Source organism: Actinoplanes flavus (genome assembly GCF_017592555.1).
Lineage (GTDB): Bacteria > Actinomycetota > Actinomycetes > Mycobacteriales > Micromonosporaceae > Actinoplanes > Actinoplanes flavus.
Map to the genome: position 1 here is coordinate 48,039 of NZ_JAGFNS010000003.1, position 13,255 is coordinate 61,293.

Consider the following 13,255-nt stretch of genomic DNA (forward strand, 5'->3'; position numbering starts at 1 on the left):
GGCGGCGATCGTCGTGCCGCCGAACGGGCGCCCCTAGGGTCGTCCGGTGAAACGCGTGACGACCCCGCTGGTGTGGGCCCTTCCGGCGGTGGTCACGGCGGTGCTCGGCGGCTGGCGGCTGACCGGGGCGGCACTCTGGGCGGACGAGCTGGCCACCTGGGGAGCGGTCCGGCTGAGCTGGGAACGGCTGTGGCGGCTCGCCGATGCGGTTGACGTGGTGCTCACGCCGTACTATGCGGGTTTGAAGGTTTTCGCCGCGATTGCCGGAACCGGCACGGCGGCCCTGCGCCTCCCCTCGCTGCTCGCCATGATCCTGGCCACCCTGGTGGTGGTGGCGCTCGGCCGCCGGGCCGGCGGAAACCCGGCCGGGCTCGGCGCCGGGCTGCTCTTCGCGATCCTGCCGGTCACCTCCCGGTACGCGCAGGAGGCCCGCCCCTACGCGCTCGCCGTGCTCGGCGCGGCGCTCGCCCTGCTGGCACTGGTCCGCCTGCTGGAGCGACCGGCGGCCGGGCGGGCCGCGCTCTATGCGGCGGCCGTCGCGGCGACCGGCCTGTGCCATCCGCTCAGCGGCCTGCTCATGATCGCCGGGCACGCCCTGGCCGGGTGGCGCCTGCCGCGGCTGTGGCTACCCGCCGCGCTGGCCGGGAGCCTTCCGGCGCTGGCCCTCTGCCTGCTTGCCGCCGGACAGTCCGCGCAGATCTCCTGGATCGCGCTGGTCGGCACGCAGACCGTGCGCAACCTTCCGCAACAGCTGTTCGCCTCGGCCGTGGTGGGCGGCCTGATCCTGGGACTGGCGGTCCTGGGATCGGGCGCCGGCCGGGCCCTGGCCGGTGCCGCCTTCGTCCCGATCGTGCTGCTGCTGGCCGCCGGACTGTGCACCCCGGTCTGGGTGGCCCGATACGTGCTGATCACCATCCCCGCCCTGGTGGTGCTCGCCGCGTGGGCCGCCCGCACGCACCTGCCCGCGATCGTGGCGCTGACCGCGTTCCTCGCCTACCCGGCCCACCTGGACATCCGCGAACCGGCCGGTCACGGCCAGGACTCCACCCGCATCGCCGCGGTGATCCGCCCCCTCTACCGCCCCGGCGACGTGGCCGTCTTCCCCGACGCGCACCACAGCATCGGCTGGGCGCCCCGCGACCTCTACCAGCGCTACCTGCCCGCCCCGCGCCCGCCGGACGTGCTCGCCACCACCGGCCAGCGGCTGACCGGGGGGCTCGCCGCCCGGGAGTGCCCGGACGCCGCCTGCCTCGGCGCCCCCGACCGCATCTGGGTGATCCGGGTGGACAGCCCGGCCGACCCGTTGCGGGACATGTCCCCCGCCAAACGGAACCGGATCGGCGACGGCTACCGGATCGCCCGGCGATGGAGCTACCCGCTGCTCGGCATCACGCTGATGGAACGCCGGTAATCTTCCGCCGCCTGCCGGACACCTTCGGAGGTGGAGAGCCACCGACGACCGGGGAGGCAGGAGTGGGCGACGACGCGCCCGACGAGGAGAGATTCGACCGGCTGTGGCGCGACCACGCCGCGGCCGTGCTGGCCTACGCGCGCCGCCGGGTCGACGGCGACCAGGCCGACGAGGTGGTCGCCGAGACGTTCGTGGTGGCGTGGCGGCGGCTCCGCGAGATCCCGGAGGCGGCCCGGCCGTGGCTGTTCGGGGTGGCCCGGCGGGTGAGCGCCAACATCCGCCGGTCCGAGCACCGGCGGGAGGCCCTGCACGACCGGCTCGCCGCCCAGCCGGCACCCGCCGCCGGGGATCCGTCCGGCCTGGTCGGCCGAGCTCTGGACCGGCTGCCCGCCGACGACCGGGAGCTGCTGATGCTGCTCGCCTGGGACGGGCTGACCCGGCCCGAGGCGGCGGCCGCACTGGGATGCTCCCGGGGCACGCTGGCCGTACGCCTGCATCGTGCCCGCCGCCGTCTGGAAGCCGCCCTGCGCGAGCCGGCCGGCGACACCGGCCCGACCGTCCTGCCCGCCACCGTTCCGGGAGGCCTGCGATGACCCGTCTACCGTCCGCCCTGCTCGCCACGAATCCGGTGACGGGCGCCGAACCCGGTGACGCCGAGCGGCTCGCCTCGATCCGCGCCGCCGTCGACACTCGGCGGCACACGGTCGCCGTCCGTTCCCGGCCGTTCCGGCACGGCCGCCGTCTCGCCGTGCTGGCCGGGCTGACCAGCGTCGCCGTGGTGGTGGCGGTCGCCGGGACCCGGCTGGGGACGTCCGATCCCCTGGTCTCCGCGGCGATCGCCGTGGACGGCTCCCTCGTCTGCGGATCCACCCTCGAGGGGCACGCCGAGCCGATCCGCCCCGACCGGGCGAGGGTCCGCCTGTTCCCCACCGTGATCCCGGCGGGTTGGCGGCTGGTGGACGTCTTCGCCCGCTCCTCCACGTGGCCGGCCGCATGCACCGTGCCGTCCCTGATGGCCGCCGACCTCGACGAGGGCGGCGTGATGCGGGGCGGCGTGTGGGTGAACGGCCCGGTCGACCGGGTCTCCTTCGAGGAGGGCGGTGTCGAGACGAACCCGAAGCCGGTCCGCACCGACGACACGCTCGACGGCCGCCCGGCGGTGCGCTACGACTGGCGGGACTCGATCTCGTGGGTGTGGTCCGACGAGCGCGGCAAGTACTGGCAGGCGACCGTCTCCGGCTATCCCCTGGAGCACGCCCGGGAGATCATGGCCGCCGTCCGCACCGACGGCGACCAGGTGATCTGGTCCGGCGGGCAGGTCCGCGGGCTGCGGGTGCTGCATCAGCGCACCGGACCGCGCTATCCGGCCGAGATCCCCACCGAGGACTGGTACATCCGCCTCACCGACGGCCACGGGGACTGGATCGTCAACGTCCGCAGCGGCCGCCCGGAGCCGCTCGCCGCCGATCTGAGGACGGGCATGCGGCTGGAGTCGCTGGACGGCCACACCCTGATCGACGGGAAGGCGGGCCTCTCCTACGAGGTGCGGCCCGGCACGTGGGCCGACACCGAGGTCCGCGTCGACGCGGCCGCCGTCCGCGCCCTGCTGGCCGGCCTGCGTCAGCTCCCGGCCGACGATCCACGCCTGGACGAGTACGCCATGAAGGAGTGAGTCAGCACGTCTCGATGAGCAGGTCCGCGCGGTCGCGGACCTGTTCGGCGGCGTGGAAGGCGGCCTCCTGCGCGGCCCACCGGTCCCAGTGCGGGGCATAGGTGGCGCCGTCCCGGGCGAGCGCGCGCCGCTTACGCTCCGCGGTGGGGCATTCCAGCCAGACCAGACCGACGAGGTACGGGGTGAGCACCCGCGCCCCCGTGCCGACCCCTTCGACGATCAGCCACCCGCCCGGCGGCACCCGGTGCTCCTCCGCGTAGGCGCCGGCGGTCCAGTCCCAGCGCCGCCACACGGCCGGCTTCCCGGCGGCGAGCGGCTCGAGGATCCACTCGCGCAGGGCGGTGACGCCGGGGCGGAGCCCGTCCCACCCGGTGTAGAGATCATCCATGTGGATGGCCGGCGCCCCCGTCCGGTCGGCGAGGGCCGCCGCGAGGGTGGTCTTGCCTGATCCGGAACGGCCTTCTATCGCGAGGACCCGACGGTCCCCGATGGGTGGGCGCCGGGCCGCCGCCCACGCGACCACGCGCTCGGCCGCATCCGTTTTCGCCGCCGCCATGGGTGATCATCCTATTTCGTTCCGGACCCGCCCGGGCGACGGGAGCGACCGGGCTCACATCGCGTTTCCCTCAGGTCCCGAAGATCCACAGGCTCACCACAGGATTCTCGGGAAAGCTCTGGTCACCGGCCTGCGCGGCTCCGGGCATCACCCTCGACCACCCCCGTCACCTATGTGTAATCGGTTCGCCTTTTACCCGTAGGATGCTGCCTTCCGGATCCCCTTCCCCCTCGTCCGCACCCGTACGCACATCGCGCCCCCCACCGCGTCATGCACCGTCGCCCAGGAGCAAACGGCTTGGAGCCCAACAGCAGTTCCGACGTCAGCATCGTCATCCCGACACACAGCGAGAAGCGGTGGGCCTCGCTCAGCCGTACGATCGCCTCCGCTCAGGCGCAGACGTACCCGGCGGCCGAGGTCGTGGTGGTCGTCGACCACAACCCGGAGATGGCGGACCGGGTGAAGCTCACGTTCCCCGGGACGACCGTGCTGGAGAACGCGTACGCGCGGGGCGCCTCCGGCAACCGCAACACCGGGGCCTTCCACACCCGTACCCCGTTCATCGCGTTCCTCGACGACGACACGGTGGCCAGCTCGGACTGGCTGGCCCACCAGTTGGCCCCGTTCGCCGACCCGACGGTGGTCGGCACCGGCGGCGGCATCATCCCGGCCTGGGCCGGACCGCGCCCGTCGTGGATGCCGGACGAGCTGCTCTGGACGGTCGGGGTCTCCTACACCGGGATGCCGACGAGGACCGCGCCGATCCGCAACGTCTGGTCCGCGAACATGATCGTGCGGCGGGACGCGTTCCTGGCGGTCGGCGGCTTCCGGACCGGGTTCGGCAAGCTGGGCGACCAGAACCGGCCCGAGGACACCGAGCTGTGCCTGCGGATGAGCGCGGCGGCCGGCGGCCGGTGGATGTACGTGCCGCACGCCACCATCGACCACGAGGTGCCGGCCGACCGGTCGACGTTCGGTTTCCTGATCCGGCGCTGCTACGCCGAGGGCCGCGGCAAGGTGCAGATGTCCGGGCTGATGCCGAAGGACCAGGAGCTCGGCGCGGAGAAGGACTACCTGCGGCGTACGCTGCCGCGCGCCGTGGGCCGCAACCTGACGCGGGCGATGACCGGCCGCGGGGCCGCGCACGCGCTCCAGGCGATGGCCGTGGTCGCCGCCGTTCTGGCGGCCGCCTGGGGTGGTGGGGTGGAGACGCTGGCCGGGCTCCTCGAGAGCAGCCCGGCCACCACCGACTGACGTCTAGATCCGTTCCAGACGGACCTGCACCCATTTCGACGTGGGCGTCCCGCTCTCCTCGGCCTGCGAGTCGAGCGGGACCAGCGGATTCGTCTCCGGGTAGTAGGCGGCCACGCAGCCTTTCGGGGTGTCGTAGGCGACCAGCCGGAACCGTTCGGCCCGCCGCTCGACGCCGTCGGCCCACTCGGAGACCAGGTCCACCACGTCGCCGTCGGCGAACCCGAGCTCGGTGAGGTCGGCGTCGCTGATGAACACCACCCGGCGGCCCCGGCTGATCCCCCGGTACCGGTCGTCCAGCCCGTAGATCGTGGTGTTGAACTGGTCGTGGCTGCGCAGCGTCTGGAGCACGAGCCGGCCTTCCGGCACGGTCATCACCTCGACCGGGCTGACCGTGAAGACCGCCTTCCCCTCGGGTGTCGGGAAGGTGCGCGAGTCCCGCGGCGGGTGCGGCATGGTGAACCCGCCGTCGCGGATCTTCGCGGCGTAGTCGTCGCAGCCCGGCACCACCCGGCCGATCCGCTCCCGGATCCGCTCGTAGTCGGCGGCGAACGCGGCCCACGGGATGTCGTGCCGGTCACCGAGGGCGGCGGCCGCGATGCCGCAGACGATGTCCACCTCGGAGCGCAGCAGCGGTCCCACCGGAGCGGACCGGCCCCGGGAGGCGTGCACCGCCGACATCGAGTCCTCCACGGTGATCCGCTGCACCCGGCCGCCGGTCAGATCCTGCTCGGTACGCCCCAGCGTCGGCAGGATCAGCGCGGTCCGCCCGGCCTCGACGTGGCTGCGGTTGAGTTTGGTGGAGATCTGCACGGTCAGTGCGGCGTTCCGCATCGCCGCGGCGGTGACCTCGGTGTCGGACATGGCGCCCACGAAGTTGCCGCCCAGGGCGACGAACACCGTGGCATGCCCGTCCCGGAAGGCGCGGACCGTGTCGACGGCGTCGTGGCCGTGCGCGCGCGGCGGCTCGAAGCCGAACTCGTCGCGCAGCCGGTCCAGGAACACCGCGGGCGGCTTCTCCCAGATGCCCATGCTCCGGTCGCCCTGCACGTTGGAGTGCCCGCGGACCGGGCAGAGCCCGGCCCCCGGCTTGCCGATCATGCCCTGGAGCAGGGCGACGTTGACGAACTCCTTGATCGTGGCGACGGCATTGCGGTGCTGGGTGATGCCCATCGCCCAGCAGTGCACGATCCGTTTCGCCGAGGCCAGCATGTCGGCGGCGGCCTCGATCTCCTCCCAGCTCAGCCCGGTCGCGGCGAGCACGGTGTCCCGGTCGATGCCGGCGACGTGCTCGGCCCAGGCGTCGAACCCGACCGTGGACGAGGCGATGAACTCCCGGTCGGCGACACCCTTGAGGAGCAGCAGGTGGCCGATGGCCTGCCAGAGGGCCAGGTCGCCGTTGGAGCGGATCCGCAGCAGCCGGTCGGCCAGCGCGGTGCCCTTCCCGGCCAGGCCACGCACCTTCTGCGGGTTGTCGAAGCGGATCAGCCCGGCCTCCGGCAGCGGGTTGATCGCCAGGATCTTCGCGCCGTCCCGTTTGGCGATCTCCAGGGCGGTCAGCATGCGCGGGTGGTTGGTGCCCGGGTTCTGCCCGGAGACCACGATCAGGTCGGCCTGGTGCAGGTCCTCCAGGGTGACCGAGCCCTTGCCCATGCCGATGGTGCGCATCAGGGCGGTGCCGGTCGACTCGTGGCACATGTTGGAGCAGTCCGGCAGGTTGTTGGTGCCGAGTGCCCGGGCCAGCAGCTGGTAGACGAACGCGGCCTCGTTGCTGGCCCGCCCGGAGGTGTAGAAGGCCGCCTCGTCCGGGCTGTCCAGGTTCTTCAAGAAGGAGCCGATCAGGGCGAACGCGTCGTCCCAGGAGATCGGCTCGTAGTGGGTGCCGCCGTCGCGCCGGACCATCGGGTGGGTGAGCCGGCCCTGTTTCTCCAGCCAGTGATCGGTCCGTTCGGCCAGGTCGGCGAGTCCGTGGGCGGCGAAGAACTCCGGCCCGACGGTGTCCCGCTGGCCCTCCCAGGCGACCGCCTTCGCCCCGTTCTCACAGAACTCGGCGGTGTGCCGGCGGCCTTCCGGGTCCGGCCAGGCGCAGCTCATGCAGTCGACGCCGTCGTGCTGGTTCAGGGTGCGCAGGTTGCGCACCGTCTTGCGCACACCCATCTTCCGTACGGCGTTCGCCAGGCTCAGGCGCACGGCCTCGAGCCCGGCCGCGTGGTCGGCCGGCGGTCCCACCCGCAGGTGGGCCTCCTCCTCGTCGAAGGCTGTCATCGGACCCTTCCCCTCACCGTACGTTCGGGTGCAGTCTCCCCCGACCACCGTGCGCCCCGCCGTGCGGGATCGGCAAGCTGAGGATGCTCAGTCCAGGCGATGCCGCCGGAGCCCGTCCAGCACCTCGGCGGGCGGCCACGTCTCGACCCGGTAGCGGGCCGGGGCGAGCAGCGGCTCCGGGCACAGGCCGGCCTCCTGTTCGGCGATCCGCCACGGCACCCGGAAGTCGATGCCGGTCCCGGCCCGGGCGAACGCCACCGAGTCGGCGCGGGGCAGCAGCGTACTGACGCCGTCGGTCCAGGTGGCGATGGTCTCGACCGGGCCGCCGCCGGACGGCTCGACCGCGATCAGGCTGCCCACGTGCACGTCGACGCCGGCTTTCGCGTACTGGTCGGCGAGCCATTCGGTCTGGTTCGAGTACTCGGTCAGCGCCAGCACCGCGTCGGCGCGGCGGGCCGGCCGGTGGTGCGGGTGGCCGGGCGGCGGGGCGTACGGCACCGACCGCCCGTCCGGCCCGGCCACGTAGCCGACCGGGGACAGGTAGCGGACCGCCTCGCCGAAGGAGTGCTCCACGGCGGCGTAGATCTGCTCCGCCCCGGTGTCCGGCAGCGGGGTGACCAGCAGGGTGTTGCTGTCCGGCACGAACGCCAGGGCCGGGCCGCCCATCCGCTCCCCCACCTCGGACAGCCAGCCCGGTGACAGCAGCAGCGAGGTGAAGTAGCCGTCGCCGTCGTCGAGGATGCTGATCGCCATGCCGTCGCGCCACGGCCGGTCCAGGGCGCCGCGGGCGATGACGGCCAGGTTCTCCCGGGCCACCGCGAACACCTCGTCGACCGGTACGCCCCACGTCTCCAGGCGGTCCGGCGACACGTACGCCATCGCCTCCGGGGTGTCGATCACGACGAGTTCGCGCAGGTGGGGCATGGCCGGGCGGGACAGCGGCGGGCGCATCCCGGTCGGCCCGGCCGCGCCGAACGTCACCGGGCGCAACACCGGGCGCAGCTTCGCGCGTACCGCCTCCCAGTCCTCCTCCGGAAGCGGCGCGATCAGCCGGATGAGGCGCTCGAGCTGTTGCCGGCGTTCCGCCGGCGAGGCGTCCGCGGTCTCCCGGAAGACGTTGGAGAGGTAGAGATGGGCCGGGCCGGCCACGCCGGTCCGGTGGATCGCGATGGCGAAGTCGTCCGGCTGGTAGACCGCACGCTCCACGCCGGGGGTACGCCGGGCCACCCGGAGAGCGAGCTGGGCGAAACGGCGCCGCGGCGAACCGGCGAACCTGTCCAGCAGTCCCATTGGTGGACCGTAGCGTGTTTCGCCCGATCGCATCCCGCCTGGTCCGGGCTCGCCGGGAGAGCCGAAGTAAACTAAGTTGACTTCCGCCCCGCTCCCCCATGACCGAAGGGAAACACCCCATGACGACCGCGCCGAAGCCCCTGACCGCGGCGAACACCGTCGGTGAATGGCTCGACCACCCGGTGGGCGGCCCGGCTCTGGGCGAGCTGCTGGCGGCGGGCGGCGCCGACGCCTCCTCGCTCGCGCCGGTCCGCGGCATCCCGCTCCAGCAGCTGGTCGCCCTCAGCCAGGGCAAGATGCCGCAGTCGGTGGTCGACGACCTGGTGCTCCAGGTCAACGGCGGCGTCGCCCCGGCCGAGTCCGGCGAGAGCACCGGCTGGCAGGAGAGGATCACCGCCGGGCGCTTCGACGGCCGGACGGTCATCGTGACCGGCGCCGCCTCCGGCATCGGGCGGGCCACCGCGTCGCGCATCGTCCGCGAGGGCGGCCGGGTCATCGGCGTCGACATCACCGCCGACAAACTCAAGGAGGCCGAGGCCGAACTGGGCGAGTCGTTCGTCGGTGTCGCCGGGGACATCACCCGGACCGGTGACATCGAGCGGATCGTGGCCGCCGCCGGCGACCGCATCGACGGCCTGGCCAACATCGCCGGTGTGGTCGACGACTTCAGCCCGGCCCACGAGACCGCCGACGCCGTCTGGGAGAAGGTCTTCGCGGTCAACGTGGACGGTGTCTTCCGCCTCACCCGCGCGGTCCTGCCGGCCATGCTCTCCGCCGGGCGCGGCGCGATCGTCAACGTCGCCTCCGAGGCGGCGCTGCGCGGCAACGCGGCGGGCGTCGCCTACACGGCGTCCAAGCACGCGGTCGTCGGCATCACCAAGAACACCGCTTTCATGTACGGGCAGCAGGGCATCCGGACCAACGCGGTGGCGCCCGGCGGGGTGGCGACCGGCATGGCCCCGTCCGGCGCCTCCGCGTTCGGGCGCGGGCGGACCGGCCCGTTCCTCCAGCTCATCCCGGGCGTGGCGCAGGCCGAGCACCTGGCCGCGTCGATCACCTTCCTGCTCAGCGACGACGGGGTGAACCTCAACGGCGTGATCCTGCCGTCCGACGGCGGCTGGTCCGTGCAGTAGCCGGTCACCCGAGCGGGGTCAGGGCCTGCTGCAACAGCGCGCCGTAACGCGCCACCAGGACAGGCCGGCCGGCGGTCACCAACTGCTCGTCCTCCACCACCCAGAGGGCGTAGAGCAGACCGCCGACCACCGCGGCGGCCAGACGGGCCCGGACGTCGGCGTCCGGGCCGGTGAGGCGGGCCCGGACCGGGCCGACGAAGGTGCGCTCGTGGATGTCCCGGAGGCGGGCCCGGATCCGCGGCTCGTTGCTGCCGTGCACCAGCGCCAGGTAGACGCCGCGAATGTCGTCGTCGGCGAGCAGCACCTCGATGAAACGCTCGCCGAACCGCTCCAGCGGGACGTCGAGCAGCGGCTCGTCGTCGATCGTCAGGTGCATGGTGTCCAGGAACAGCAGCTCCTTGGTGCCGAAGTGCCGGATCACCAGCGCCGGGTTGGTGGCGGCCTGCGCCGCGATGTCGCGCACCGACGTCCGGGCGAAGCCACGCTCCCGGAAGAGACGGGTCGCCGCGTTGCGGATCTCCTCGCGGGTCGCCTCCCCGGTACGCCTGGCCATGCCCCGATCGTATGCCGCCACCAGCACCGACGATCCCGGCAGGCCGGGCCGATCAGCCACCGGCCATCGCGCCGACCACCATGAACGGCTCCTCGCCCTTGACCACCCGGTCCGGCAGCGGATCGTCCGGCGACTCGTTGGACAGGTCCTCCTCACAGGCGAAGAAGCGCACCAGCGCCCGCCGCTTGCCGGTGGCCCGGTCCCGCATGGTGCCGCGCAGCATCGGGAAACGCTCCTCGACCGCGTCCAGCACGTGCCGCTGGGTCACCTCCCCGGACACCTCGACCCGCACCTCCCCGGTCACGTGCGCGAGCGTGCGCAGGTGGGGCGGGAGGACGACACGGATCACGGCAGCACCTGCACTTCCACGGAGAGCACCGGCGGCAGGTCACGGACGATGGCGCGCCACGTGTCGCCGCTGTCGGCGGAGGCGTACACCTGGCCGCCGCTGGTGCCGAAGTAGATGCCGCAGGAGTCGAGCGTGTCGACCGCCATCGCGTCGCGGAGCACGTTGACGTAGCAGTTCTCCTGGGGCAGGCCGGCGGTGAGCGCCTCCCACCGCTCGCCCCCGGTCCGGCTGCGGTAGACGCGCAGCCTGCCGTCCATCACGAAGTGCTGCTGGTCGCTGGTGATCGGCACCACGTAGATCGTCTCCGGCTCGTGGGCGTGCACCGCGATCGGGAAGCCGAAGTCGGTCGGCAGGTCCCCGCTCACCTCACGCCAGTTGGCGCCGGCGTCGTCGCTGCGCATCACGTCCCAGTGCTTCTGCATGAACAGCGTGTCCGGGCGGGACGGGTGCATGGCCAGCCGGTGCACGCAGTGCCCGACCTCGGCGTCCGGGTCGGGCAGCTCCATGTTGCTCTGCAACCCCCGGTTGATCGGCTGCCAGGTCTCGCCACCGTCGTCGCTGCGGAACACGCCGGCCGCCGAGATCGCCACGTAGATGCGGTCCGGGTTCACCGGGTCCAGCAGGATCGTGTGCAGGCACATCCCGCCGGCGCCGGGCTGCCACTTGGGCGCCGACGGGTGGGTACGCAGGCCGCTGAGCTCCACCCATTTCTGGCCGCCGTCGGTGCTCTTGTAGAGGGCGGCGTCCTCCACCCCGGCGTACACCGTGTCCGGGTCGGTGCGGGACGGCTCCAGGTGCCAGACCCGTTTGAACTCCCACGGGCGGGGCGTCCCGTCGTACCAGAGATGGTCGCCGACGTCACCGGCGTAGGTGAAGTCGTTGTCCACCGTCTCCCAGTTGGCGCCGCCGTCGTCGGAGCGCTGGATGATCTGGCCGAACCAGCCGCCGGACTGCGACACGTAGAGCCGGTCGGTGTCCACCGGCGAGCCGTTGGCGTGGTAGATCTCCCATCCGGCGAAGTGCGGACCGTCCACCTTCCAGTCCGCACGCCTGCCGTCCGAGGTCAGGATGAACAGTCCCTTGCGCGTCCCGACCAGCAATCGAACACCGCTCATGTTCCACTCCCCTCCTGTCGACCCATAGACGCATGATGGTGCGCGTCACATCACCCTGGGGAGTCTAGGACGAATGTTCGACCGATCGGGGTCAACCCTGTAGCGCGCGGGCCATTTCGGCCTGTTCGGCGAGGATGTCGTTCATCCGGGCCTGCACGGTGTCCATCTCCCCGATCGTCTCGCTGGTGGTGTGGATGCCGCTGGCGACCGTCTCCGCGCTGGCCTGGATCCCGGCGATCTGGTCGGCGACCCGCTGGGTGGCCTCGGCGGTCTCCCGGGCCAGCTCCTTGACCTCACCGGCGACCACGGCGAAACCCTTGCCGGACTCGCCGGCCCGGGCCGCCTCGATGGTGGCGTTGAGCGCCAGCAGATTGGTCTGCTCCGCGATCGACGAGATGATTTTGATGACGTCGCCGATCGCGCTGGACGCCTGACCGAGCGCCGCCACCTCGGCGGTCATCGCCGAGGCCCGGGAGACCGCCTGCTCGGCCACCGAGGTGGCGTCCTCGCTGGCGTTGCGCAGCCGGCCGACGGTGTCCAGCAGCTCGCGGGCCTTGGCGGCGGCCCGCTCGCTGCCGCGGACCACGTCCAGCCGCTGCGACACCAGCTGCTGCACGTTGCGCAGCGCGGCCGCCCGGGACTCGGACAGCTCGATGTACTCGGTGGTGAAGAAGTCCATGGTGCCGACGATCCGGTCGCCGCTCACGATCGGGAAACACACCCCGGAACGGACGCCGGCCCGCTGCGCGGCGGGCGCCCGGACGCAGTCGGTCAGCTCCGCCAGGTCCCGGACGAACACCAGATCCCGGGCCCGCCAGGCGCGACCGGACAGCCCGACGCCCTCCGCGAACGTGGCGGCCAGCGTGACCCGGCGGAACTCGTCGCCGGCCGACCCGGACTCGATCTCGAACGTGAGCACGTCGGCCTCGGCGTCGATCTCCCAATACGACCCGTACGCCCACCCGAACGCGGTCCGGACCCCGTCCAGCGCCGACCGGATCACCGACGCGCTGTCGGTGGCGGTGCCGACCCGGTTGACGACCGTGGTGACCGCCATCCGGTCGTCGGTCGCCTGCCGCAGCTCGGCCGCGGCGACGGCGCCGGCCCGGGCCCGCTCGGCGATCCCGAGGAGGGAGGCGAGCTCCTGCCGGTGGCCGTCGACCGGCACCGGCGCGTAGCACTCGAACACGGCCGGCACCCGCTGGCCGTCGACGACCGGCAGGACGACCGCGGTCACCATGCCCGCCTGCGCGGCGGCCCGGGAGCGCGGGCCGCCCTTCGCGGGCTCCTCGACGACCGGGGTACGGCCGCGCGCGGCCCGGGTGACCGGCCCGTCGTCGCCCGGCCCCGGCGGGGGCACGGTCCGCATCCGGTCGCGGATCGGCCCGGTCTCGTACACCAGCCGCATCCGGCCCTGCCCCTCCGGGGCCCACACCGCCCCGTAGCCGAAGCCGTAGAACTCCACCATGGTGTCCAGCGTGAGCCGCCAGGCACCGGTCGGGTCGGTCACGTCGTCGAGAGCCGGCACCAGCCGCTCCATCGCCTCGACGATCCGCGAGGCCGGCCGCGCCACATCGGCATCCACGGTCCGGGAACCGAACAACCGCACGCACTGTCTCCTTCGAGCGAGGAATCAATCGCCAGACGTTTCGGCACATCG

At 72.9% G+C, this 13,255-nt stretch carries 12 protein-coding genes; 5 read left to right on the plus strand and 7 right to left on the minus strand.

Going from position 1 to position 13,255, the window contains the following annotated elements:
- Positions 1-46 precede the first annotated feature (46 nt).
- The 3 genes from J5X75_RS05575 (at position 47) to J5X75_RS05585 (ending at position 3,083) form a co-directional block, all read left to right on the plus strand.
- Positions 47-1,411 (plus strand): glycosyltransferase family 39 protein, encoded by a 1,365-nt coding sequence (locus tag J5X75_RS05575; protein WP_208466212.1) that lies wholly within the window; start codon positions 47-49, stop codon positions 1,409-1,411.
- Positions 1,412-1,473: 62 nt separating this feature from the next.
- Positions 1,474-2,004 carry an RNA polymerase sigma factor gene (locus J5X75_RS05580; RefSeq protein ID WP_208466213.1) on the plus strand — a complete coding sequence of 177 codons (531 nt, stop codon included), beginning with the start codon at positions 1,474-1,476 and terminating at the stop codon, positions 2,002-2,004.
- Positions 2,001-3,083, plus strand: coding sequence for a hypothetical protein (locus tag J5X75_RS05585; protein WP_208466214.1), 1,083 nt, complete (start codon positions 2,001-2,003; stop codon positions 3,081-3,083). The genes J5X75_RS05580 and J5X75_RS05585 overlap by 4 nt, the downstream gene beginning before the upstream one ends.
- Before the next feature lies 1 nt (position 3,084).
- Here J5X75_RS05585 and J5X75_RS05590 read toward each other — a convergent pair whose 3' ends face one another.
- Positions 3,085-3,639, minus strand: coding sequence for a nucleoside/nucleotide kinase family protein (locus tag J5X75_RS05590; RefSeq protein WP_208466215.1), 555 nt, complete (start codon positions 3,637-3,639; stop codon positions 3,085-3,087).
- A 297-nt stretch (positions 3,640-3,936) separates the two neighbouring features.
- Between J5X75_RS05590 and J5X75_RS05595 the strand changes: the two genes are divergently transcribed.
- Positions 3,937-4,893, plus strand: coding sequence for a glycosyltransferase family 2 protein (locus tag J5X75_RS05595; protein WP_208466216.1), 957 nt, complete (start codon positions 3,937-3,939; stop codon positions 4,891-4,893).
- 3 nt (positions 4,894-4,896) lie between these two features.
- Here the strand turns inward: J5X75_RS05595 and J5X75_RS05600 are convergent, their stop codons facing one another.
- Together J5X75_RS05600 and J5X75_RS05605 are read right to left on the minus strand one after the other, a co-directional pair.
- Positions 4,897-7,155, minus strand: a complete 2,259-nt coding sequence (locus tag J5X75_RS05600) for an FdhF/YdeP family oxidoreductase (RefSeq protein ID WP_208466217.1) — start codon at positions 7,153-7,155, stop codon at positions 4,897-4,899.
- Positions 7,156-7,242: 87 nt separating this feature from the next.
- The gene (locus J5X75_RS05605; protein WP_208466218.1) at positions 7,243-8,445 is read right to left on the minus strand and encodes a DUF1444 domain-containing protein; all 1,203 of its coding nucleotides are present in this window, start codon (positions 8,443-8,445) and stop codon (positions 7,243-7,245) included.
- Positions 8,446-8,564: 119 nt separating this feature from the next.
- Between J5X75_RS05605 and J5X75_RS05610 the strand changes: the two genes are divergently transcribed.
- Positions 8,565-9,578, plus strand: a complete 1,014-nt coding sequence (locus J5X75_RS05610; RefSeq protein WP_208466219.1) for an SDR family NAD(P)-dependent oxidoreductase — start codon at positions 8,565-8,567, stop codon at positions 9,576-9,578.
- A 4-nt stretch (positions 9,579-9,582) separates the two neighbouring features.
- Here J5X75_RS05610 and J5X75_RS05615 read toward each other — a convergent pair whose 3' ends face one another.
- The 4 genes from J5X75_RS05615 to J5X75_RS45310 form a co-directional block, all read right to left on the minus strand.
- Positions 9,583-10,131: a TetR/AcrR family transcriptional regulator gene (locus tag J5X75_RS05615; RefSeq protein ID WP_208466220.1), complete on the minus strand. Its 549-nt coding sequence runs from the start codon at positions 10,129-10,131 to the stop codon at positions 9,583-9,585.
- 52 nt (positions 10,132-10,183) lie between these two features.
- Entirely contained in the window at positions 10,184-10,480 is a 297-nt protein-coding gene (locus tag J5X75_RS05620) for a MoaD/ThiS family protein (protein ID WP_208466221.1), read from the minus strand.
- Positions 10,477-11,595, minus strand: a complete 1,119-nt coding sequence (locus tag J5X75_RS05625; RefSeq protein WP_208466222.1) for a WD40/YVTN/BNR-like repeat-containing protein — start codon at positions 11,593-11,595, stop codon at positions 10,477-10,479. The genes J5X75_RS05620 and J5X75_RS05625 overlap by 4 nt, the downstream gene beginning before the upstream one ends.
- 91 nt (positions 11,596-11,686) lie before the next feature.
- Positions 11,687-13,204: a methyl-accepting chemotaxis protein gene (locus J5X75_RS45310; protein ID WP_307797936.1), complete on the minus strand. Its 1,518-nt coding sequence runs from the start codon at positions 13,202-13,204 to the stop codon at positions 11,687-11,689.
- Positions 13,205-13,255: the final 51 nt, after the last annotated feature.

Coding starts and splice junctions, on each gene's coding strand:
- J5X75_RS05585 (WP_208466214.1), top strand. CDS start 2,001: ATGACCCGTCTACCGTCCGCCCTGCTCGCCACGAATCCGGTGACGGGC.
- J5X75_RS05590 (WP_208466215.1), bottom strand. CDS start 3,639: ATGGCGGCGGCGAAAACGGATGCGGCCGAGCGCGTGGTCGCGTGGGCG.
- J5X75_RS05600 (WP_208466217.1), bottom strand. CDS start 7,155: ATGACAGCCTTCGACGAGGAGGAGGCCCACCTGCGGGTGGGACCGCCG.
- J5X75_RS05605 (WP_208466218.1), bottom strand. CDS start 8,445: ATGGGACTGCTGGACAGGTTCGCCGGTTCGCCGCGGCGCCGTTTCGCC.
- J5X75_RS05610 (WP_208466219.1), top strand. CDS start 8,565: ATGACGACCGCGCCGAAGCCCCTGACCGCGGCGAACACCGTCGGTGAA.
- J5X75_RS05615 (WP_208466220.1), bottom strand. CDS start 10,131: ATGGCCAGGCGTACCGGGGAGGCGACCCGCGAGGAGATCCGCAACGCG.
- J5X75_RS05625 (WP_208466222.1), bottom strand. CDS start 11,595: ATGAGCGGTGTTCGATTGCTGGTCGGGACGCGCAAGGGACTGTTCATC.